Source organism: Streptomyces sp. A0592 (assembly GCF_004795115.1).
Classification (GTDB): domain Bacteria; phylum Actinomycetota; class Actinomycetes; order Streptomycetales; family Streptomycetaceae; genus Streptomyces; species Streptomyces erythrochromogenes.
In genome coordinates this window covers 117,253-140,681 of sequence record NZ_SSBM01000014.1, presented here as the reverse complement: position 1 = coordinate 140,681, position 23,429 = coordinate 117,253, and the positions used below count along the sequence as shown (strand labels likewise).

Sequence of the window (23,429 nt, the reverse complement as noted above, 5' to 3'; positions counted from 1 at the left end):
CCGGCCGGCTTCCGGGCCCGGCAAGATCCGAAAGAGACGGCCTAGCGGGGCTGCTTCTTCGCGTACTCCTCGATGGCGGCCCGGAGCGCGGCGAACGCGGGCTTCGCGGAACCGTCGTAGCGGCGCAGCCCGTAGTACTTGGAGTGGCTCTTGTCGTTGCCGGTGGCCGTGTCCTGATGGGCGAACCAGAAGGCGGCGGCCACGTACTTGTCCTTCGCGGCGGTCGGCACGGTGTCGGTGGCGATCCGCGCCTGGAACTCCTCGCTGACGTGCGTGATGTTCTCCGCCCGGGACTTCTCGTCGGCGGCGGGGTTGCCCGGGCCGTTGGTCGGAGCGCCCGTCTCCGTCAGCCACACCGGCATGCCGGGTGTCCCGTGCCGCTCGGCGACGCCGACCAGGTTCTCCCCGGCGCTGCTGATCTCCGTGAACACCTTGCCGTCGTGCGGGAGCTGCGGCCAGGCGTAGGGGTGGTAGCTGAGCGCGTCCACCACCTTGTTGCCGCCGAGCCGGCAGACCTGCTCCAGGAAGTCCAGGTGGGAGACGTACTTGATGGACTCCCAGGTGCCGACGGCGGCCAGGCCGCCCATCAGCACGTACGCCGTCGGGTCCGCTTCGCGCAGCGAGGCGGCGGTGGAGTTGAGCAGGGTGGTGTACGCCTTCGCATCGGGCTTCGGGTACCAGAACTGGGGGAGGTTGGGCTCGTTCCAGACCTCCCACGTGTGCACGCCCTGGGGCGCGTAGCGCAGGGCGGCGAGCTTCGCGAACGCGGCGAACTTCTTGGGGTCGGCCGGCGGACACGTGGGACGGTGCCCTGTGCAGGACGCGGCCCGCGCCCAGGAGGGGGTGTAGGCGACCGTGGCGAGGACGTCGAGGTTGCGTTCGCGGGCTGCCTTCACGATCCGGTCGAAGCGCTGCCACTGGTAGGTGCGCGGGCTGTCCGGCTGGATGTTGTTCCAGGACAGGTCCACCCGGATCCAGGTCGTGCCCAGACCGACGGCGTCGTTGAGGGCGGCGGCCAGGCCGTCGTCGGACTTCCAGGTGAGGGTGTCACCGTAGGAGACGCCCAGTCGCAGATCGTGCTCCTTGGGCGGCTCGGGCGGCCGCTGGAACCCGCCGGCCGGCCGCGCGCCGGCGTCCGACGCCGGACCTGTCGACGAAGCCGCCGCCACGACCGTCGCGGCGGTCGCCAGGACGAAGGAGACGAAGGCGACGACGAGCCGCTGCCGTGTACTCGAATGCCCCACCATGGGGCCACCCTAAGGCAAGCGTGCGGCGGCTCCTGCCCCCGCCCGAGCCTGGCGGGGGCGTTCCGGAACGGTCGGCTCCTGCACCTTGGGGGCCCCTGCCGGCGACAACGGGGACAACGGCTGCGGTGTCAGAGCGCCGGGCTATCCTTCCGGCCACCGCACACCGACTGTAGGGATCCGAAGAATTGACCGGCCTGTCTGCTTTCCCGCTGCCCTTCCACGCCGCCCGTTCCATAGCGTTCGCGAAACCCCGGACGCTCCGGGAACTGGAGATCATGCAGTGCAGCGCGCACCTTCGGGCGAAGCCGGGGTGGTTCGAGAAGATGCGCGACGCCGACATCGTCGCCCGGTGGACGCGGGAGGCACTCGAACAGGGCCTCTCCGAGGCGCAGGTCCGCTTCGTCCTCGCCGAACTCGAGCACTACGCCGCGCTGCGCGACGGACGGACGGGCATCGAGGTGTCCGCCGTCGACGGGGTGTGGCAGTCGGACGCACTCGTCGACGACGAGCTCAGGTCCCGGCTGCGCGAGGCGGTCCGGGTCCTGGAACAGGTCCCCGAGGCCCAACAGGACTGGCACCCCGGATCGGACGGCCAGGTGCTGGACCTGGTCCACCCCTCGATGTTCTGCCTGGTGCGAGAGGCGAGCGGCGCACCGGAGCGGGCCTGGGAGAATCCGACGACCCGCTACTCGAAGTACGAATTCTCGGAGAAGTTCCAGTGGCTGCCCACGGACGTGGACGTGCACGAGAACGGCGAGGTCGCCTTCCGCTCGTACGTCAACAACGTCCACCCCGAGACCCATCACGAACTGGCCTCCGTCCTGCCGGACCTGTTCGCGCGGATGCTCCCGCTGTGGGAGAACGTCCTCACGGACCTGCGCCATCCGCGGCCCCTGCGGATCGAGGCCGATCCCTACGGGTGGTACGACTCGGAACCGGAGTACCCGAACAAGTCCTCCTACAGCGATCCCGCGGCCCACAAGGAAGCCCTCCGTGTGTGGGAGTCCGCCCACGGGGAATGGTGGGAGAACCGCCGCCCGGTCGTCCCGGAGGCACCGGAGTTCACCGCGCCCGAGGCACCCGACGCATCCGCCCGGGTCGACCTGCGCGGCCGCCGCCTCCAGGTCATCGTCAAGCTCGCCACCATCCATCTCACCCCGGACAAGCCCGAGTACGCGGGCGGTTCCTGGCACGTCGAGGGCATGCTGAACGAGCGGATCGTCTCGACCGGCATCTACTACTGGGACAGCGAGAACATCACCGAGAGCCGGCTGAGCTTCCGGGCGGCGCTCGACGACCCCGACTACGAGCAGAACGACGACAACGGCCTGCGCGAGGTCTACGGCCTGGAGGACGAGGACGAGCTGAACCAGATGCTGGGCTCGGCATCGACGCCGGCGGGCCGCTGCCTGGCGTTCCCGAACATCCTGCAGCACCGCGTCGGCGACTTCCGCCTCGCGGACCCCACCCGCCCGGGACACCGCAAGATCCTCGCGTTCTTCCTGGTCGACCCGTCGGAAACGATCGTCTCGACCTCCGACGTGCCGCCGCAGCAGCCGTGGTCCGCGACCTCGACCATGACGCTCGAACAGGCCGTCGCCTACCGCGAACAGCTCATGCACGAACGCAAGTTCTTCGTCGACGAGCACAACAAGGAGCTCTACGAGCGGGAATTCTCCCTCTGCGAGCACTGAGCCCGTCCACCTCCCGTGCCGAGGGGCCGTTCCGGAGCGATCCGGAACGGCCCCTCGGCCGTGTCCGGGCCGGCCGCGCGGGTGGGTGGTGATCCGCCGTTGATCGGCCGTAGAGCCGGGGCGGCGACCATCGGCGGCAAGGGGAACAACGGCTCGAAGGTCACCACCGGTCGCAGCCGCCCTCGGTGGGCCGTACGGCCTCCGGGCCCCTCGGTCCCCGGTACTTGGCCAACCCACGGAAGGTGGACTAGGCATGCACGGTGTTACGTCGCTGCAGTCGACGACGGGCTTCGGAGAGCTGCTCAGGGTCCGGCGCGAGCGCGTCGGACTGACCCAGCAGGTGCTCGCCGATCACGCGACCCTGAGTGTCCGGGCGATCCGGGACATGGAGAGCGGCCGGGTGCAGCGTCCCCGGCAGGAGACGGTCCGGCTGCTGGCCGACGCGCTGCGGCTGGAGGGCCAGCACCGGACGAGTTTCGAGGCGGCCGCGCGACGGCAGGCCCTGGTGGAGGAGGTGCGGGACGAGCCGACCGCGCCGCCGGTCGCCCGTGGCGCGATCGTCGGCCGGGAGCTGGAGGTCGAGGTGCTGACCGACGCCCTCGCCGTGCACGGCGACCGGCTGGTGACCGTGGCCGGTCTCGGCGGGGTCGGCAAGACCCGGCTGGTCCTGGAGGTCGCGAGACGGCTGCACCTCGCCCCGCGGTGGTCGGTGCGCTGGATCGACTGCGGGCGCCAGTCGGTCGCCGGACTGGCCCGGACGATGGGGGAGCGGCCCACCCTGCTGGTACTGGACGGGGCCGACGCCGGCGTGGACACGGCCCTGTTGGACGAGCTGTTCCACCGCTGCCCCGGCCTGCGGGTGCTGATCACCGCCCGGGTGCCGCAGCCGCTGCCCGGCGGGCAGGTGATCCCCCTCGCGCCCCTGCCCACCCCCGGACCGGAACTCGACCACGACCCGGTGGCGCTGGCCGAGGTGGGCGCCGTACGGCTGCTGCTCTCGCACCTGCGCCGGCTGCGGCCCGGGTTCCGCCTGGAGCCCGAGGAGGCGCCGGCCGTGGCCTCGATCTGCCGCCAGCTCGACGGCCTGCCCGGGGCGCTGGAGCTCGTGGCCGGCTGGTCCACGGTGCTCTCCCCGCGCCAGCTGGTGGCGCGCCTGGCGGACGGGCCGTTCCACCTGGCGCCGCCCCCGGCGGGGTTCGGCGGCCGGGCCGACGTGGGGGCGGCGCTCGGGGCGGCGCTGGGCCGGCTGACGCTCGGCCAGCGGGACCTGCTGGAGCGCCTCGCGGCCACCCCCGGGGACTGGTCGGGCGAGGACGCCGTCGAACTGAGCGGCCGGCCGCCGCAGGAGTGCCTGGCGGCGGTGCACGAGCTGCTGGCGAGCGGACTGATCCGCAGCGTCCCGGCCCGCGACGGCGTCCGGTTCACCGTGCTGAACCTCTGCCGGCGCCTGTGCGGGACCGGTGTGTACGCGGAGCTCGCGGCCGCGGGCTGAGGCCTCTCGACGGCCCCGTCCCGGGCCTCCGGCCTGGGCCGATACTGCCCGCATCCTGCCGGACGAGCTGCCGGTCCGGTGCCCGGAACGTCCCTAGCGTTCTGTCCACGGCCGGGCGGGCCCGCCCCCCGGACATCCACCCACCGACACAGAGGGTTTGCGCCGTGGAGCAGCATGCCGTGGAGCAGCACGGAAAGGCCGAGCCGACCGGTCTGGACGTCGTCGTGACGACCATGGCCTCGGACTCGCACACCTGGAACCTGGTCTTCCTCCAGCTGCTGCTGGAAGAGCTCGGACACCGGGTCACCAACCTGGGCGCGTGCGTGCCGGACGAGCTGCTGGTCGCCGAGTGCCGCCGGATCGAGCCGGACCTCATCGTCCTGAGCAGTGTCAACGGGCACGGCTTCAACGACGGACTGCGGGTGATCGAGGCGCTGCGCGCCTGCCCCGAACTGGTCCGCACGCCGACCGTCATCGGCGGGAAGCTCGGTATCTCAGGCTCCGGAACCCCGGCCCGGCAGCGGGCGCTGCTGACGGCCGGCTTCGACGGCGTCTTCGAAGAGGGCGGCTCGGTGCTGGACTTCCAGTCCTTCGTCGGCTCGCTGCCCGCCGGGTCCCGCACGCTGCCCACCGCAGCCGTGGCGCGGGCGCTGCCCGCCGGGTCGGGGGTGCTGCTGTGACCGGCTCGCGGGGCGGTGCGGGCGAGGCTCCCGCCGTACGTCCGGGCACCGCCCCCGCCGCGTCGTCCACCGGCTTCGGCGCCTTCGTCGCCCGGGCCCGGGCGGCCGGCACCCTGGTGGTCCAGCCCCGGATGGGCATGGCCGATCCGCTGCGGATGCGCGACGGCCTGCGTGCCACCCGGGACGCGGAAGCCGTCACCGTCGGCACCATCACCCTCGACAGCTACACCCGCACCGGCGACCTGAACGCCGCCCGGCGCGCGCTCGCCGAGGACGTCGGCCTGAACGGCTATCCGATCGCCACGCACCCCGCCGACACCACCCGCGCCGTCCTGCGGGGCGTCACGGACGCGCGCTTCCCGGTACAGGTCCGGCACGGTTCGGCGATGCCCGAGCACATCGTCCGCGCGCTGCTGGCCGTCGGTCTGGACGCCACCGAGGGCGGCCCGGTCTCGTACTGCCTGCCGTACAGCCGTACGCCGCTGCGCGAAGCGGTCGCCGCCTGGCAGCGCAGCTGCGAACTGCTGGCCTCGACCCGGGAGTACGGGGCCGAACCGCACCTGGAGACCTTCGGCGGCTGCCTGATGGGCCAGCTCTGCCCGCCGAGCCTGCTGATCGCGGTCAGTGTGCTGGAGGCGCTCTTCTTCCGGCAGCACGGGCTGACCTCCGTCTCGCTGAGCTACGCCCAGCAGGCCGACCCGCGCCAGGACGAGGAGGCGCTCACCGTCCTCGGGAGGCTGGCCGGGGAACTGCTGCCGGACGTCGACCACCACGTCGTGCTCTACGCCTACATGGGGGTCTTCCCGCGCTCGCCCGGCGGGGCCCGGCTGCTGCTGGAGGACTCCGCCCGGCTGGCGGTGCGGGCCGGCGCCGCCCGGCTGATCGTCAAGACCACCGCCGAGGCGCACCGGATACCGACGGTGGGGGAGAACGTCCGGGCGCTGGAGACCGCCGCCGCGGCAGCCGCCGCCGAGCGCTCCCGCCCGGCGCCGGTCGCCCTGCCCCGCCCGCACGCAGCCGGCCGCCCCGACGGCCCGGACGTCGCCGACACCGGTATCGAGGCGGAGGCGCGGGCGCTGATCGGCGCCGTGCTGGAGCTGGACGCGGACGTCGGCCGGGCGCTGGTCCGCGCCTTCGCCGCCGGCTACCTGGACGTCCCCTACTGCCTGCACCCCGACAACGCCGGCCGGGCCCGCACCTCGCTGGCGCCCGACGGCCGCCTGCTCTGGTCGAGCGTCGGCTCGATGCCGATCGCCGGCCTCGCGGACGACGGCCCGCGTCCGCCGATCCTCGGCTCGGCCGGACTGATCTCGGCGCTCTCCCACGTCCAACGGACCTACGACGACCGCGCCGCCGACCCGTCCGCGCTCGCCGCGTCCGCGGTTGCCCCGTCCGCGGTCGCCCCGGCCTCCGGTGCCGCCCCCGGCCCGCCCCGTACGCCCGTACCGCCGCCCACGACGCCCACGACGCCCACGCCACGACGAGAGTTGGGACTGACCACATGACCACCGACGGGCACACGGCCCCCGCCGCCGCACCGATCCCGGACCCCGGGCGCCACCTGACCGCCCCGGCCACCCGCAGCGCGCTCCGGATCCAGCACCAGCTCCTCTTCGCCGCCCGCGAGTTCCTGCGCGGCCGGGGCTTCACCGAGCTGCTGCCGCCGATCATCGGGCCGGTCACCGACCCCGGCTCGCGCGGATCCAAGCAGGTCGACGTCGACTTCTACGGCCACCGCTACAAGCTGATGACGAGCGCCATCCTCTACAAGCAGGCCTCCCTGCTGGCCTTCGACAAGATCTTCTGCATCGCCCCCAACGTCCGGCTGGAGCCGCTGGAGACCGCCGGCACCAGCCGCCACCTGGCCGAGTTCCACCAGCTCGACGTGGAGATGGCGGGCGCGAGCAGGGACGATGCCGTACGGCTCGTCGAGGAGCTCGTGGTGCACATGGTCGACAGCACGGTCCGCGAGCTCCCCAAGGAGTTCGCCGAACTCGGGCGTGACACCGCCGCGTTCACCGAGCTGCTGAAGGGCTCCTTCGGCCGGATGGGGCACGCCGAGGCCGTCGCGGAGCTCCGGGGTCTCGGCCACCCGCAGAGCCCCGACGCCGAACTCGACTGGGACGGCGAGGCGTTGCTCTCCGCCCAGCGGGACCGGCCGTTCTTCGTCACCGACTACCCCAAGGGCTCGCGCGGCTTCTACGACCGGGAGGACCCCGAACGGCCCGGCCTGCTGAAGAACTTCGACCTGATCGCCGCCGAGGGCTACGGCGAGCTGTGCAGCGGCAGCCAGCGCACCAACGACTACGCGGAGATCGTCACCCGGATGCGGGAGACCGGCGAGAACCCGCAGAAGTACCGCTGGTACCTCGACCTGGTCCGCGAGGGCGTGCCCGGCAGCGCCGGCTTCGGTATCGGCGTCGAGCGGCTGACCCGCTACGTCGCCGGGCTGGACGCGGTCTGGCAGGCCAGCGCCTTCCCGAAGCTGGCCGGGGTGGTGTCGCCGTGAGCGACCTGTCCGCGCCCGGCTTCCCCGAGGAGGAGGTCCGCCGCCGCGCCCGGGCCGGTGCGGCCGCTGCCTTCCCGCCGCCCGGCGAGTACGGCCGGGTCCTGTTCGGCGCGGAGCGCGGCGGTGACCTGCGGTCCGACGGTGAGCGCGATCCGCTCGACGCCCTGCGGATCACCCCGCCGGTCCTCATGCCGCAGCGGCTCGCCCGGCTGATCGACCTCGGCCGCGAGCCCGACTACCGCGACGTCGAACTGGTCACCGCCATAGGCGGTTTCACCTCGTCCCTGCCGGTGTACGTGTCGGCGCTCGGCTCCACCCGGGCGGCCGGCGGCGACCTCGGCCTCGCGCTCAGCCGGCAGGCCGGTGTGCTCGGCCTCCCCATGGTGATCGGCGAGAACATCGTCCCCGTGAACGGCTACGGCAGGCAGGGCGAGGCAGCGGACCGGGCACTCCTCGGCCGCCTGCGCGCCTACGCCGGGCAGCTGCCCGACGGGCGGGGCGGGGTCGCCGTCCAGCAGTCCACCGAGGACGCCGACGCCGAGGTGTGGAACCTCGTCTACAGCGACCCGGCGGCGCTGCCGCTGCTCGAATCCGGTCGGCTGGCCTTCGAGTTGAAACTCGGCCAGGGGGCCAAGCCGGGCCTCGGCGGGATGACCGTCCTGGACGCCGACGCGGCCGCCCGGGTCGGCGACCGGTACGGGCTGGACGACGTCTTCGGCGACGGCCGCGTGCTGCGCTCCAGTACCCCCGGCACCTTCACGGCCGAGATCCTGCGCCAGCAGATCCGGCTCATGCGCAACAACTTCCCCCGGGCCCGGGTCTGGGTGAAGCTGCCCCCCGGCCGGGACGTCGCCGAGGCGGCCCGGGTGGCCGCCGAGGCGGGCGCGGACGCCGTCACCGTCGACGGCGCCGAGGGCGGCACCGGCTGGGCCCCGGAGGCCTTCCCGGCCCAGGTCGGCCTGCCGCTCGCGGAGTGCCTGCGCCGGCTGGCCGCCGCCGGGCCGCCGCCGTGCCTGCTGGTCTCAGGACGGATGTGGGAGGGCGGCCGGGCGGTGAAGAGCCTGGCCCTCGGCGCCCGCGCGGTGGGACTGGGCCGGGCGGCGCTGCTCGCCGCGGCCGAGGACCCGCAGGCCGGGCTGATCCGTTTCACGGAATGCCTCGCGCTCGAACTCCGACTGCTGATCAGTGCGCTCGGAAAATACGCTCCGGACGCGCTCGACCGGGACGACGTCTGGTCCCCGGAATTCCCTGTGATTCCCGCCGCCGGATAACCGGAAAGGCATTCTTCCCCAGCCCGCCGAGGCGCCCGTGCGCGCCTCGGCGGGCTGTCCTGTCTGCGGCTTCGAGGCCCGCCATGCCTTTCGCCGAGCGGCAGTTGAAACTGCCGATCGCCTTCCGGGGAATCTGCCGATCGGCCCGGAAGTGCAGCCCTATCGTCGAGACGACTACCCGCAGCGTCGTTAATTCATCGGGGTTGGATGATGGAATCTCGCGGTTTTCCCTTCATATCCGTCGCACGCCGGTTCCCGGACCGCCCGGCCCTGAGGCTCGGCGCCCGGACCGTTGCCTACCGGGAGCTGGACGAGCTGAGCGGCGCCCTCGCCGCCCGGATCGCCGCCCGGACCGGGCCCGGCGCGACGGTGGCCGTCACCGGCCGGGACCGGCTCGACCACGTGGTCGGCCTGCTCGCCGCGCTCCGCGCCGGTGCCACCTACCTGCCGCTGGACCGGGAGGCGCCCGAGGAGCGCAACCGCTGGATCCGTGAGGACGCCGGCGCCGCCCTCGCCTGCACCGACGGTGAACTGGTCGGCGCCGACGGCCCCACGGGACCGGCGGACGGCCCCGAGGGGCGCCCCGCGGACGGCCCGGACGGCGGCCCCTGGCCGGACAGCGGAGCGGGCTCCGCCGCGGGTTACCTCATCTACACCTCCGGCACCACCGGCCGCCCCAAGGGCGTGCACGTCCCCCTCGCCGCGCTGACCGGTCACCTGGCCGCCGCGGTCGAGTGCTTCGGCCTCACCGAGGACGACGTGGTGCTGCACTTCGCCCGCCCCACCGTCGACGTGGCCGTCGAGCAGGTGCTCACGGCCCTGTCGGCCGGCGCCTGCATCGTCGTACCGGAGGAGCAACTCCTGGCCCCTGCTGCCCTGCTGGAGCTGCTGGACGCCGAGGGGGTCACCGTCGCCAACCTCGCCGCCGGCTACTTCCAGGAAGTGGTCGCCGCACTGCGCGAGGACGCCCGTCCGCCGCGCACCCTCCGCCTGATGATCTCCGGCAGCGACCGGCTCCACCCGGACGCCGCCGACCGCTGGCGGGCCGCCACCGGTGTCCCGCTGCTCAACGCCTACGGGCCCACCGAGACCGTCGTCACCGCCACCGTCCACGAGCCGGCCGGCGCGGCCGACGGTGAGGCCGACACCGTCCCGATCGGCCGCCCGCTCGGCGGCCGCCGCGCCTACGTGCTGGACGAGCGGCTGCGGCCGGTGCCGCCCGGCAAGCCCGGCGAGCTGTACCTCGGCGGGCCGGTGCTGGCCTCCGGCTACCACGGCCGCCCGGCCCTGACCTCGGGCCGGTTCGTGGCGGACCCCTTCGCACCGGAGCCGGGCGCCCGGATGTACCGCACCGGCGACGTCGTCCGCCGGTCCGGCACCCACGCCCCGCTGGAGTTCGTCGGCCGTACGGACCACCAGGTGAAGGTCCGCGGCTACCGGGTCGAGCCCGGCGAGATCGAGCAGGCGCTGGCCGGCCACCCGGACGTCGCCGCGGCGGTCGTCGTGGCGTACGAGGGCCGGCTCGCCGCCTACGTGACCGCCGCCGCCGGCGCCACCGGCGGCAGTGCCCCCGACCCGGCCGGGCTGCGCGCCCACCTTGCCGAGCGGCTCCCCGAGCACATGGTCCCCGCGACCGTCACCCCGTTGGACGCCTTCCCGCTGACCGCCGGCGGCAAGGTGGACCGGGCGGCACTGCCCGAGCCCCGGGCCGAGGCCGCCGCGCCGTCCACCGTCCACCGCCCGCCCCGCACTCCGGCCGAGCAGCTGATCGCCGCGGTCTGGGCCGACGTACTCGGTGTGTCCGAGGTCGGCGCCGACGACAACTTCTTCCACCTGGGCGGGGATTCCCTCACCGCCGTGCGCGTGGTCGGCCGCGTCTTCGACGTGTTCGGCTTGATCTCCCCCTACACCATCTTCGACGCGCCCACCCTCGCCGAGTTCGCCGCCGCGGTCACCGCAGCCCCGGACGACGGCGAGCGCCCGGCGCTGGAGCGCACCGGTGCCACCGAGGCGCCGCTGGCGAACTTCCAGCGCGGGCTGTGGTTCCTGGACCAGTGGAACCCGGGCGCGCCCACCTACATCGTGCCCTGGGTGTTCCGCTTCGACGGGCCGGTCGACCCGGAGCTGCTCCGCCGCGCCCTGGCCGGCGTCGTCGACCGGCACGCAGCGCTGCGCACCACCTTCGAGCTGGGCGAGGACGGCCCCCGGCAGGTGGTCCACCCCTCCGCGGAGCTGCCGTTCACCGTCGAGGAGACCACCGCCGCGGCGCTGGACGGCCGGCTCGCCGAAGCCGCGCTGGTGCCCTTCGACCTGGAGGCCGGCCCGCTGGTCCGCGCCCACCTCTACCGCACCGGCGACACCTCCACCCTGCTGCTGCTCTGCCACCACATCGTCTGGGACGAGGGGTCCCTGCCCGTCCTGGAGGCCGAACTGGCCGCCCTGTACGAGTCCCTGGCCTGCGGCCGGCCCGCCGCCCTGCCCGAACTCGCCGTCCAGTACGCCGACTACAGCACCTGGCAGCACAGGGACGGCACCGCCGAGCGGCAACTCGACCACTGGCGCGAGCACCTGCGCGGCGCGCCCACCGAGGCCGTCCTCCCCACCGACCGGCCCCGCCCCGAGCTCCAGGCCTTCCGCGGCGCCTGCCACCGCTTCGCGATGCCCCGGCCGGTCGCCGAGTCCGTCCGGGCACTGGCCCGCAGCGAGGACGCGACCCCGTTCATGGTGCTGCTCGCCGGGCTCGCCCTCACCCTCCACCGCCGGACCGGCCGGCGCGACCTGGTGCTCGGCTCCCCGGTGAGCGTCCGCGGCCGCGCCGAACTCGACGCGCTGATCGGCTACTTCGTCAACCTGCTGCCGCTGCGCGTCCGGATCGACGAGGGCACGGACTTCCGCGACCTGGTCCGGCACGTCCGCGAGGTGGCCATCGACGGCTACCGCCACCAGGAGGCGCCGTTCGACGCCATCGCGGCCGCCGCCATGGAGGAGCGTCCCGACGACCGGACCGACGACCGCAACCCGCTCTGCCAGGTGCTGCTGGAACTGCACCCCTTGGACGACCGCCCGCTGACCATCGGCGGCACCCCGGTCACCCGCGAGCTGCACTCCAACCCCGTCTCCCGCTTCGACCTGTCGATCTCCGTCGACGACCGCGGCACCGACTTCACCGGCCGCTTCGAATACGACTCCGACCTGTTCGACCCGGCCACCATGGCCGAACTGTGCGAGGCCTGGCTCGGCACCCTCGCCACCGCCGTCGAGGCCCCCGTGCACACGCTGTTCGAGGACCGGGCCGCCCGCGCCCCGCACGCCCCCGCCCTGGTCTGCGGCGAGGAACGCCTCGACTACGGCGCGCTGAACGAGCGCGCCAACCGCCTCGCCCACCACCTCGGTGCCCTGGGCATCGGCCGCGGCGACACCGTGGCCGTCCTCGTCGAGCGAGGACCGGACCTGGTGGTCGCCCTGCTCGCCGCGCTGAAGGCCGGCGCCGCCTACACCCTCCTCGACCCGGACTTCCCGGCCGAGCGGCTGGCCGGCGCGGTCGCCGACAGCGCCGCCGCCCTGCTGATCACCCACCGCGACACGAGCCCGCCCTTCCCCGTCGCCCGCCACCTCGACCTGGACGCCGAGGCCGCCTCCGTCGCGGCCCGCCCCGGCCATGACCCTGGCCTGCCGGTCACCGGCACCGACCTCGCCTGCGTGATGTTCACCTCCGGCTCCACCGGCCGCCCCAAGGGCGTCGCCGTCCCGCACCGCGCGCTCACCGCCACCTACCTCGGCCAGGACTACGCCCGCTTCGGCCCCGACGAGGTGTGGCTCCAGTGCTCCCCGGTCTCCTGGGACGCCTTCGCCCTGGAGCTGTACGGCGCGCTCGCCTTCGGCGGGGTGTGCGTGCTCCAGCCCGGCCAGCGGCCCGACCCGCAGGCCGTCACCGCACTCACCCGCCGTCACGGCGTCACCCAACTCCAGCTCTCCGCGAGCCTGTTCAACTTCCTGCTGGAGGAGTTCCCGGAGACCTACGACGACCTCAAGGTGGCCTTCACCGCCGGCGAGCGGGCCTCCGTCACCCACGTCGGTAAGGCCCTCGACCAGTACCCGGACCTGGTCGTCGCCAACGGCTACGGCCCCGTCGAGAGCCTCGGTCTCACCACCTGCCACCGCGCCACCCCCGAGGATGCCGCCGGCGCCTCCATCCCGATCGGCCGGCCGCTGCACGGCAAGGCCGTCCACGTCCTCGACGAGCGGCTGCGACCCGTCCCCGACGGCACCACCGGCGAGCTGTACGCGGCCGGCGGCGGGCTCGCCCTCGGATACGTCGGCCGGCCCGGGCTGACCGCCGAGCGCTTCGTCGCCTCCCCGTTCGGCGCACCCGGCGAACGCCTCTACCGCACCGGAGACCTCGGCCACCGGACCGCGGAAGGGATCCTGGAGATCACCGGCCGGATCGACGACCAGGTGAAGATCCGCGGCTTCCGCGTCGAGCCCGGTGAGATCGAGGACGCGCTCACCCGCCACCCGGCCGTGGCCGAGGCCGCCGTCACCGTCCACGAGCCCGCTCCGGGCGACCGCCGTCTCGCCGCGTACGTCACCGCCGCCACCGGAGCGCAGGCGCCCGACCCGGACGCGCTGCTCGACCACCTGGCGGGGCTGCTGCCCGAGCACATGGTGCCCGCCACGCTCGACGTACTGGACGCGCTGCCGCTCAACCAGAACGGCAAGGTCGACCGGCGTGCCCTGCCCGCCCCGGCCGAGCGCCGCGCCGCCGCCCCGGCCGACCCGCTCGACCGGGACCAGCGGCTCGTCGCCGACGCCGTGCGCGAGGTCCTGAAACTGGCCGACGACCTCGGCCCGGACGCCGACTTCTTCCGGATCGGCGGCAACTCGCTGGCCGCCGTACGGGTCGCCATGCGGCTCTCCCGGGAGACCGGCACCCGGGTCCCGCCGCAGGTGGTCTTCCGCGCCCGGACCGTCGCAGCCATCGCCGAACGGCTGGCCGCGCGATGACGCGCCACCCGGCCCGCCGGTCCGCCGACGGGTCGGCCGACGAGTCCGTCGGCCGACCCGTGACCCGACCCGTGACCCGGTCCGTGACCCGGTCCGTGACCCGGTCCGTCAGCCCGCCCGTCCGACCGAAGGGAACGAGGCCGTGAGCCCGTCCGCCGACCTGCCCGCCGCGCCGCCGACCCGCCCGTCGGCCGGGCCCGCCGCCCTCCCCGCCGACGCGGCCTCCGGGCCGCCCGCCGGCCCGGTCCGTACCGCCCCGGTCACGGGCCTCCAACGCGGCCTCTGGTTCCTCGACCGGTGGAACCCGCAGGCCGCCACCTACACCACCCCCTGGACCTACGACGTCACCGGCCCGCTCGACCTCGTACGGCTCCGCCGGGCGCTGGACGCGGTCAGCGCCCGGCACGAGGCGCTGCGCACCACCTTCACCCTGCACACCGACGGCCCGCGCCAGCACATTCACGCCGCCCTCCCCGTGCCCCTGGCCGTCACCGACCTGCTCGAACTGCCGGAGCACCAACGAGCCGAACGTGCGGCGCAGTTGATCGCCGAGCGGGCGGCCGAGCCCTTCGACCTGGCCACCGGACCACTGCTGCGCGCCGAGGCCTTCCGGCTCGCGGAGGACCGCACCACGCTCCTGTTCACCGTCCACCACATCGTCTGGGACGGCTGGTCCGCCGAGCTCTTCGACCACGAACTCGCCGAGCTGTACCGCGCGTCCGCCGAGCACCGGACCCCCGTCCTGCCGGCGCTCACCACCCAGTACGCCGACTGGGCCGAGGAGGAGCAGCACACCTCCTACGAGGAGCACCTCGCCCACTGGAAGCAGAGCCTCGACGGCGCCCCCACCCTGCTGGAACTGCCCGGCGACCGGCCCCGGCCCGCCGAGCGCAGCCAGCGCGGCGCCACCGAGCCGTTCGACCTCGCCCCCGGCACCGCAGCCCGGGTACGGGAACTCGCCGAACAGGAGGGCGTCACCCCGTACACCGTTCAACTCGCCGCCTTCGCCCTGCTGATGGGCCGCTGGACCGGCCGCGACGACCTGCTCGTCGGCACCCCCGTCACCACCCGGAGCCGCCCCGAACTCGCCGACCTGCTGGGCTACTTCGTCAACCTGCTACCGCTGCGCGTCCGGCTCGCACCCGACGCCACCTTCCGCGGGCTGCTCGCCGACCTCCAGGACACCGCCTTCGACGCCTTCGGCTACCTCGACGTCCCCTTCGACCAGCTCGTCGACCTGCTCGGCACCACCCGGACCCCGCAGCACCCGCCCCTGGTCCAGGTCGTGTTCGGCGCCCACACCGAGGACCCCGCCCCGCTCGACCTCGGCGCCGCGGTCACCGCCCGCCGCACCGTCCGCTCCAACGGCACAGCCAAGTTCGACCTCACCTGGTCCGTCTTCGAGGACACCGGCGGCGGGACCCTGCGCGGCGAAGCCGAGTACAGCACCGACCTGTTCGACGCCGGCACCGTACGCCGCCTCGCCGCCGACTACGCCGACCTGCTGGGCGCCGCCCTCGCCGACCCCGACGCCACCGTGTTGCGGCTCACCTCCGCCGGGCAGCCGCACCGCCCCGCACGGCTCGACCCCGGCCACTGCCTGCACCACCTCTTCGAGCGCGCCGCCGACGCCCACGGGGACCGGCCCGCCGTGAGCGACCCGGGCGGCACCCTCGACTACGCCGAACTCGACCGCCGCGCCAACCGGCTGGCCCACACCCTGCTCGCCCGCGGCGTCCGCCCCGGCGACCGGGTCGGCCTGCTGCTGGAACGCACCGCCGCCGTGCCGACCGCCATCCTGGCCGTCCTCAAGACCGGCGCCGCCTACGTACCGGTCGACCTGGCCGCCCCGGCCGACCGGGCGGCCCTGGTCTTCGGCGACACCGCCGTCTCCCTGGTCCTCACCGACCGGCCCGACCGCGCCCCGGACGGCCCGTGGCAGACCCTCGACCTCGACGCCGACGCGGCGGAGGTCGCCGCCCACCCGGCCGTCCGGCCCCCCGTCGCCGGCCGCCCCGGCGACATCGCCTACCTCATCTTCACCTCGGGCTCCACCGGCCGCCCCAAGGGGGTTGCCGTGGCGCACGAGCACGTCAGCCGCCTCCTCGACTCCGGCCGGACCCACTTCGGCTTCGGCCCGGACACGGTCTGGACGCTCTTCCACAGCTACGCCTTCGACTGGACGGTCTGGGAGCTGTGGGGCGCGCTGCTGCACGGCGGCAGCCTGGTCGTCGTACCCCACCTCACCAGCCGCTCGCCCGACGATTTCGCCGGCCTGCTCGACGAGGAACGGGTCACCCACCTGTGCCTGACCCCCTCGGCGCTGCGCCAGCTCGAACCGGCCCTGCGCCGCCACCCCCGCGCCCTGCCCGACCTGCGGTGGATCATGCTCGGCGGCGAGGCGCTCGACCCCGGCGTGGTCCAGCGCTGGCACGGCCTCGACCCGCTGCCGCCCGCCCGGCTCTGCAACCTCTACGGCATCACCGAGACCACCGTCCACGTCACCCTCCACGACGTCGCCGAGGGCGGTGCGGGCTTCGAACGCAGCCTCGTCGGCGCACCCATGCCGCACCTCACCGCATTCGTCCTGGACGACTGGCTGCGCCCCAGCCCGCCCGGGGTGCCCGGCGAGCTGTACATCGGCGGCGGCAGCCTCGCGCACGGCTACTGGGGCCGCCCCGGCCTCACCGCCGGCCGCTTCGTCGCCGACCCGTACGGCCCGCCCGGAGCCCGGCTCTACCGGACCGGCGACGTCGCCCGGAGACTGCCCGACGGCGGGCTGGAGTACGTCGGCCGGGCGGACTTCCAGGTGAAGCTGCGTGGCTTCCGCATCGAGCTCGGCGAGATCGAGAACGCCGTCGCCGCGCACCCCGAGGTGGACGCCTGCGTCGTCACCGTGCACGACGACCGGCTCGCCGCGTACGTCACCGGGCGCTCCCCGGACGGACCCGCGGAGCTGCGGGCCTTCCTGGGCCGCTCGCTGCCCGAGTACATGGTCCCGGCCAGTGTCACCGTCCTGGACGCGCTGCCGCTCACCGTCAACGGCAAGGTCGACCGGGCCGCGCTGCCCGACCCCGACCGGGCCGCGCCCGGGGCGGCCGGCCGGCACGTCGAGCCGCGCACACCGGAGGAGGAGCTGTTCGCCGGGGTCTGGACGGAGGTCCTCGGTGTCGGCGGGATCGGCGTCCACGACGACTTCTTCCACCTCGGCGGGGACTCCATCCGCGCCGTCCAGCTCGCCGGCGCCCTGCACGACCGCGGCTGGCAGGTCACCCTGCGGGACGTCTTCAACGCGCCGACCGTCGCCGAACTCCTGCCGCTGGCCCGCCCGGTGGCCGCCGACCCCGCCGGCGACCGGCCGTTCGCACTGATCGCCGAGGAGGACCGGGCCGAGCTGCCGCCCGGGATCGTCGACGCCTACCCGATGGTCTCGATGCAGCTCTCCATGGTCTTCCACATGGAAGTCGCCGGCGGCACCGACAGCTACCACAACGTCAACTCCTACCGGATCGCCGGCGACCTCGACGAGAGCGCGCTGCGCCGCTCGGTCGAGGAGGCCATGGCCCGCCACGCCGTCCTGCGCACCGGCCTCGACCTCTCCGGCTACGGCGAACCGCTCCAGCTCGTGCACGGCTCGCTGCCCGTGCCCGTCGAGTTCGCGGACCTGCGGGGAGCGGACGCGGCCGAGCAGGACGAAACGGTCCGCGCGGTCTTCGAGCACCACCGCGACCGGCCCTTCGACCTCGCCGAACCGCCGCTCTTCCGGGTCACCGTCCAGCGGCTGGCCGACGACGCCTTCCAGCTCACCATCTCCGAGCACCATGCCATCCTCGACGGCTGGAGCTTCACCTCCCTGCTCACCGAGATCCTCGAACGGCACACCGCGCTCGCCGCCGACCCGGCCTCCGAGCCGACCCCGCCGCCGCGCACCGCGTTCCGGGACTTCGTCGCCGTGGAACGCGAGGCCGCCGCAGACCCGGACTCCCTGGCGTACTGGCGGAGCCGGCTCGACGGCGCCACCGGCCAGCTGTGGCCCGGCAGCGAGGACGTCCACGAACTGCCGCGCACGGTGGAGCGGGTGCTGCCCGACGCCCCCGGGCAGCTGCGCAGGGTCGCGGACGCGCTCGCCGTCCCGGTCAAGTCGGTCGCGCTCGCCGCGCACCTGTACGCGCTGGCCGAGATCACCGGGCGCCGGCGGGTCACCACCGGGCTGGCGATGAACGGCCGGCTGGAACGGCTCGGCGGGACCGAGGTGTACGGGCTGTTCCTCAACACGGTCCCGCTGGTCGCGGAGCCGGACGGGGACGACCTGGCCGCGCTGGTACGGCACGTGCACCGGGAGGAGCTGGACATGATGCCGCACCGCCGGGTGCCGTTCGCCCGGCTGGCGCGGTTGATGGCCGACACCGCGCTGGACAGCCAGTTCGGCTACCTGCGGTTCCATGCGCTGGGACGGCTGAGCGCGGCCCGGATCGAGGACGGCCGGATCGGCTGCGAGCCGACGCTGCGGCACGAGCCCAACAGCTTCGCCTTCGGCGCCTCGCTGATCCAGGACCCGGTGTCGCAGCGCGTACTGCTCGCCGTGGACCACCAGCGGGCGGTGGTGGACGACGCCGCGGCGGAGCGCTTCATCGACGCCTACACGGAAGCCCTGACCCGCCTGTCGGCCCGGGCCTGATCCGCCGGCGGCGGCACGGCCGGGCCGGACACGGCGCAAGCCGTGTGCCACCGGCCGGGTCCCGCCGCTCCGACTCCGGGCGGGGCCCGGAAGCCGCGCACCCGTCCGGCAGACCCGGCCGGCTCCGCCCTGCGGAGGGTGATGCGGCCGGGGCGCGGTGCCCCGCCCGTGATCGGACCCGGAACCGTCGGCGGTGCCCCGTCGACCCGGCCGAGCCGGACCGGCCCCCGCCGACCGCCTGTGCGGAGGGTGGCCCCGGCCCGACCGGCCGTTGGCCGCACGGTTGGACCGGGGCGGGGAACCCCCTCCGGGGCAAAGCCCGTCGGCTTCGCCGGGTGGCGGATCCGGTACCCCGGCCGCGCGGGCTGCGCGTGGGGCCGGTCCGGTCCTCGTCGCCGGGGCAGGCGGAGCCGGTAGTCCGGCCGCCTGTGCCGTCGGTGGCGCCGGCCCCTCGGGGCGCTGGCCGCACGGCCGGGCCGGAGAGCGGAACCCCGACCGGGGCAGCGTCCCGTCGGCTCCGCCGGGGCAGGCGGAGTCGGTAGTCCGGCCGCGCGGGCTGTGCGCGGTGCCGGTCCGGTCCTCGGCGGGGCGACGGCCCGAAGGGCCGGCCCGGGGTACGGGGGCCGGTCAACGGCCTCCGGGCCGAGGCCACCCGCCGCACGAGCGGTCGCGGTACCGGCTCCTGCGGGGTGCCGCCCCGGCGGGCAGGACCGGCTCCGGCTGGGCGCCGGACCCGACCCGGGCCCGGAGCCGTTGGCCGAAACCGTCCGCACCACGGCCGGGCCCGAGGCCGTTGGCCGAACGGCCCGCACCACAGCGTGACCCATCCACCTCGCAGCACCCGACCAACGAGGAGTTCCGCATGACCACCTTCGCCGAGCCGTCCACCCTCACCGCCGACCTGTCGGCCCGGCTGCGCGGTGTCGTCGCCGCGCACCCCGGGCGGGTCGCCGTGCACGCCGTGGACGGGAGTCTCGACTTCGCCGAGCTGGACCGCCGTACCGCCGCACTGGCCCGCGCCCTCCGGGCGGCCGGGGTGCGGCGGGGGGACCGGGTCGGGGTGCACCTCGCCCGTACCGCCGACCTGCCGGTCGCGCTGCTCGCGACCTGGCGGGCCGGCGCCGCGTACGTCCCGCTCGACCCGGCCTACCCGGCCGAGCGGATCGCGTTCATGGCCGCCGACGCCCGCCTCGCCGCCGTGGTGAGCGCCGACGCCGAGCCTCCCGTACCGGCCGGCGTGCCGGTGCTCCGCCCGACCGCCGACGCCGGCGCCCGCGACACCGGCGCCCCGTTCACCCCGCACCCGCTCGACTCCGCCTACGTCATCTACACCTCCGGCTCCACCGGCCGCCCCAAGGGCGTCGAGGTCCCGCACGGCGCCGTCGCCGACCTCGTCGCCGCCCTGGAACTCAGCGGTGCCTACCGCCCGGAGCCGGGCGTCGTCGCCTGGAACGCCAGCGTCTCCTTCGACGCCTCCGTCCAGCAGTGGATCCGGATCTGCCGCGGCGACACCCTGGTGGTGGTCGACGACGCGCAGCGGGCCGAACCGGCCCGCCTCGTACGGCTGCTCGCCGAGCACGGTGTCACCGACCTGGACCTGACCCCCTCGCACTGGCAGCTGCTGCGCGAGCCGCTGGCCGGCGCCCGCGTCCCCCGCCTGTTCATGGGCGGCGAGCCCGTACCGGCCCGGACCTGGCGCGAACTGGCCGACGCCCGTATCGACGCCCTCAACCTCTACGGCCCCACCGAGTGCACCGTCGACGCGATCACCACCCCGATCACCGGCCCCGGCCCGCACCTGGGCGAACCGCTCCCCGGCGTGCGCGCCTACCTGCTGGACCGCCGTCTCGCCCCGGTGACGGGCGCCGGCGCCGTCGGCGAGCTGTACCTGGCCGGGCCCGGCCTCGCGCACGGCTACCCGGGCCACCCGGGCCTGACCGCGGGCCGGTTCACCGCGGACCCGTTCGCCACCGAGCCCGGCGCCCGGATGTACCGCACCGGCGATCAGGCGCGCCGCTCCGCCGACGGCCTGCTGGAGTACGTCGGCCGCGTGGACCGCCAGGTCAAGCTGCGCGGCTTCCGCGTCGAGCTCGGGGAGGTCGAGCACGCGCTGGGCGCCCTTCCCGCTGTCACCGCGGCCGCCGTCACCCTGCACGAGGCCGCCCCCGGGGACCACCGCCTGGCCGGCTTCGTGACCGGCGCGGACCTCCGCCCGGCCGACCTGCTCGCCGAGCTTCGCCGGACCCTGCCCGCCCACCTGGTGCCGTCGACCGTGACCGTGCTGGACGCCCTGCCGCTCACCCCGAACGGCAAGGTCGACCACGCCGCCCTGCCCGCCCCGACGGCGCCGACCGCCGCGCAGGCCGCGCAGGGCGGGGTGGACGAGCAGGTCGCCGAGGTCTGGCGCACCGTGCTCGGGGTCCCCGACATCGAGCAGACGGACGACTTCCTCTCCCTCGGCGGCCACTCGCTCGCCGCCCTGCGCGTCGTCCACCTGCTGCGCCGCAGGCTCAACGTCGAGCTCCAGCTCCGCGACCTGCTGGACGCGGCCGACCTGGCCGGCTTCACCGCCGCGGTCCGGCGCGCCGCCTCGGCCGGCCCGGCCGCCGCCCGCCCCGCCCTCACCGCCCGCCGCGAGGCCGTCCGATGAGCACCGTCACTCCTCCCGCGCGCACCGCCCGCCCCCGGGTCGAGGGCGACTGGCTGTTCGTCCCCGTGCCCCAACCCCACCGTCCCGTGCGGCTGTTCTGCTTCCCGCACGCCGGCGGCGACGCCACCGCCTACACGCCGCTCGCCCGTGCCCTGGCCCCCGTGGCCGAGGTCTGGGCGCTGCGCCCGCCGGCCCGGGGCGGCCGCAGCCGGCACCCGATGCCGCCCGACTTCGACACCCTCGTCGGCGCCGTCTCCGAGGCCCTTGCCCCGCACCTGACCGGCGGCGAGGGCGGCCGGTTCGCCTTCTACGGCCAGAGCTTCGGCGCGCTGCTCGCCTACGAGGTCGCCCGCGCGCTCCCTGCCGACCGCCGACCCGAGCTGGTGGTCGCGGTGGGGGCGCCCAGCCCCGCCGAGTGGACCGCACGCGAGACCCGGGACCTGGACGCGTCCGAACTCCTCCGGCTCACCGGCCTGGACGAGTCCGTCCGGGCCCATCCGGACCTGGCCGAACTCGCCCTCGGTGCCATCCGCGCCGACCTTGCCGTCAGCGCCACCTACCGCCACCGTCCGCACGCGCCGATCGGCTCCGCCATCCACGCACTGGCCGGTGCGCAGGACCCGATGCTCGCCACCACCGGCCTCACCGGCTGGGCCGCGCACACCCGCGGCGCCTTCGGCCACCGCGTCGTCCCCGGCGGGCACCTGCTCGCCACCGTCGACCGGTCCGGCCCGGCCGACCTCCTGGCCTCTCTCCTCACCCCTCTCCCGGCGGCGGACCGCCGGGTGCCCGCCGCGCCCCACCACGCCCCCAGGGAGCAGTGATGCTGACCACCGCCACCGCCACCGCCACCGCCACCGCCGCCAGCGCGCACGCCGACACCGCCGCCCGCACGGCGACCGCCACCGTCGCAGGCAGTGCCGTCGACCTCACCGACCCCGACCTGTGGGCCCGCCCCGACACCCCGGCCCTGATCGCCGAACTGCGCCGCGAAGCCCCCGTCCACCGCACCGAGACCGCCGACGACGGCCCCGTCTGGTCCGTGCTCACCTACCGGGAGTCGGCGGACGTACTGCGCAACGCGGCCGTGTTCAGCTCGGAGTCCGGCTCGCTCCTCGGCTCGGGGGAGGGCAACGTACCGGTCGGCTCGGGCCGGATGATGGCCCTCACCGACCCGCCCCGCCACCGCGAACTGCGCGCGCCCGCCAACCCGTTCTTCTCCAAGGGCGGGGTGCGCGGCGCCGCCCGCTCGATCACCGAACGCGCCGGCGAGCTGTTCGACCGGGCGGTCGAGCAGGGCGACGTGGACCTCGTCGACGTGGTGTCCGCCCTCCCGCTCGCCGTCATGTGCGACCTGCTGGACGTTCCCGAGCAGGACCGCGACATGGTGGTCCGGGTCTGCGACGTGGCCTTCCTCGGCCGCACGCCGGAGGAACGCCGGGCCGGCCACCAGAAGTTGATCCCCTACCTGATGCACCAGGTCATGCTGCGCCGCGCCGACCCGCGCGACGACCTGATCTCCATGATGGCCACGTACAAGGTCGGCGGGCGGCTGCTCCCGATCGAGGACGTGGTGCTCAACCTGGACAACATCGTGGTCGGCGGCGTCCAGACCGTCCGCCACACGGCCGCCATGGGCCTGCACACCCTCGTCCGGCGCCCCGACCTGTGGCGCTCGCTGCAACGCGGCGAGGTGTCCATGGACTCCGCCGTGGACGAGCTCCTGCGCTGGACCTCGGTGGGGCTGCACACGCTGCGCACCGCCACCCGGGACATCGAGCTGGGCGGCCGGCGGATCCGCCGCGGCGACCGCGTCGCGGTCTGGGTGTGGTCCGCCGACCGGGACCCGGAGGCCTTCGAGCAGCCCGAGGAGATCCGGCTCGACCGCTCGCCGAACAAGCACCTCTCGCTGGGCCTGGGCGCCCACTACTGCATCGGCGCCCCGCTGGCCAAGGCCGAGCTGAGCGCCCTGTACACGGCCGCGCTGGAGAAGGCCGCCGTCATCGAGCCGACCGGGCCCGTCACCTACAACCGCTCCATCATCAACTTCGGCCTGGACCACTTCCCCGTCCGCCTCACCCCCCGCTGAGCGTGGAGGACCCGGCAGCGCGGCAACTGCCTCTCACCTGCCGGAGCTTGTGCCGCTCCGGCCCGACCGGCGCCCATACCTTCGAATCGCACCCCAGAGCACCTCTCACTCTACG

The 23,429-nt window shown here is 74.9% G+C and carries 12 protein-coding genes; 11 read left to right on the top strand and 1 reads right to left on the bottom strand.

Going from position 1 to position 23,429, the window contains the following annotated elements; all coding sequences use genetic code 11:
* Nucleotides 1-41: 41 nt before the first annotated feature.
* Nucleotides 42-1,247, bottom strand: a complete 1,206-nt coding sequence (locus E6U81_RS21305; RefSeq protein ID WP_136231682.1) for a cellulase family glycosylhydrolase — start codon at nt 1,245-1,247, stop codon at nt 42-44.
* A 185-nt stretch (nt 1,248-1,432) separates the two neighbouring features.
* Between E6U81_RS21305 and E6U81_RS21300 the strand changes: the two genes are divergently transcribed.
* From E6U81_RS21300 to E6U81_RS21245, 11 genes are all read left to right on the top strand, one after another.
* Nucleotides 1,433-2,941 (top strand): DUF4246 domain-containing protein, encoded by a 1,509-nt coding sequence (locus E6U81_RS21300; protein ID WP_136231681.1) that lies wholly within the window; start codon nt 1,433-1,435, stop codon nt 2,939-2,941.
* A 253-nt stretch (nt 2,942-3,194) separates the two neighbouring features.
* Nucleotides 3,195-4,433 (top strand): helix-turn-helix domain-containing protein, encoded by a 1,239-nt coding sequence (locus E6U81_RS21295; protein ID WP_136231680.1) that lies wholly within the window; start codon nt 3,195-3,197, stop codon nt 4,431-4,433.
* 164 nt (nt 4,434-4,597) lie between these two features.
* Nucleotides 4,598-5,113 carry a cobalamin B12-binding domain-containing protein gene (locus E6U81_RS21290; RefSeq protein ID WP_240803941.1) on the top strand — a complete coding sequence of 172 codons (516 nt, stop codon included), beginning with the start codon at nt 4,598-4,600 and terminating at the stop codon, nt 5,111-5,113.
* Between the two features lie 116 nt (nt 5,114-5,229).
* Nucleotides 5,230-6,618, top strand: a complete 1,389-nt coding sequence (locus E6U81_RS21285) for a methylaspartate mutase (RefSeq protein ID WP_240803945.1) — start codon at nt 5,230-5,232, stop codon at nt 6,616-6,618.
* Nucleotides 6,615-7,622 (top strand): asparagine synthetase A, encoded by a 1,008-nt coding sequence (locus E6U81_RS21280; RefSeq protein WP_136231678.1) that lies wholly within the window; start codon nt 6,615-6,617, stop codon nt 7,620-7,622. The genes E6U81_RS21285 and E6U81_RS21280 overlap by 4 nt, the downstream gene beginning before the upstream one ends.
* Nucleotides 7,619-8,893 carry a glutamate synthase-related protein gene (locus E6U81_RS21275; RefSeq protein ID WP_136231677.1) on the top strand — a complete coding sequence of 425 codons (1,275 nt, stop codon included), beginning with the start codon at nt 7,619-7,621 and terminating at the stop codon, nt 8,891-8,893. Before E6U81_RS21280 ends, E6U81_RS21275 begins: the two co-directional genes overlap by 4 nt.
* Nucleotides 8,894-9,100: 207 nt before the next feature.
* Nucleotides 9,101-13,897: a non-ribosomal peptide synthetase gene (locus tag E6U81_RS21270; protein WP_240803940.1), complete on the top strand. Its 4,797-nt coding sequence runs from the start codon at nt 9,101-9,103 to the stop codon at nt 13,895-13,897.
* Nucleotides 13,898-14,039: 142 nt separating this feature from the next.
* Nucleotides 14,040-18,575, top strand: coding sequence for a non-ribosomal peptide synthetase (locus E6U81_RS21265; RefSeq protein WP_136231676.1), 4,536 nt, complete (start codon nt 14,040-14,042; stop codon nt 18,573-18,575).
* An 862-nt stretch (nt 18,576-19,437) separates the two neighbouring features.
* On the top strand, nt 19,438-21,225 hold the full coding sequence (locus E6U81_RS21260; RefSeq protein ID WP_136231675.1) for a non-ribosomal peptide synthetase: 1,788 nt from the start codon (nt 19,438-19,440) through the stop codon (nt 21,223-21,225).
* The gene (locus E6U81_RS21255; protein ID WP_240803939.1) at nt 21,222-22,049 is read left to right on the top strand and encodes a thioesterase domain-containing protein; all 828 of its coding nucleotides are present in this window, start codon (nt 21,222-21,224) and stop codon (nt 22,047-22,049) included. Before E6U81_RS21260 ends, E6U81_RS21255 begins: the two co-directional genes overlap by 4 nt.
* On the top strand, nt 22,049-23,314 hold the full coding sequence (locus tag E6U81_RS21245; protein WP_276615816.1) for a cytochrome P450: 1,266 nt from the start codon (nt 22,049-22,051) through the stop codon (nt 23,312-23,314). The genes E6U81_RS21255 and E6U81_RS21245 overlap by 1 nt, the downstream gene beginning before the upstream one ends.
* Nucleotides 23,315-23,429 lie beyond the last annotated feature (115 nt).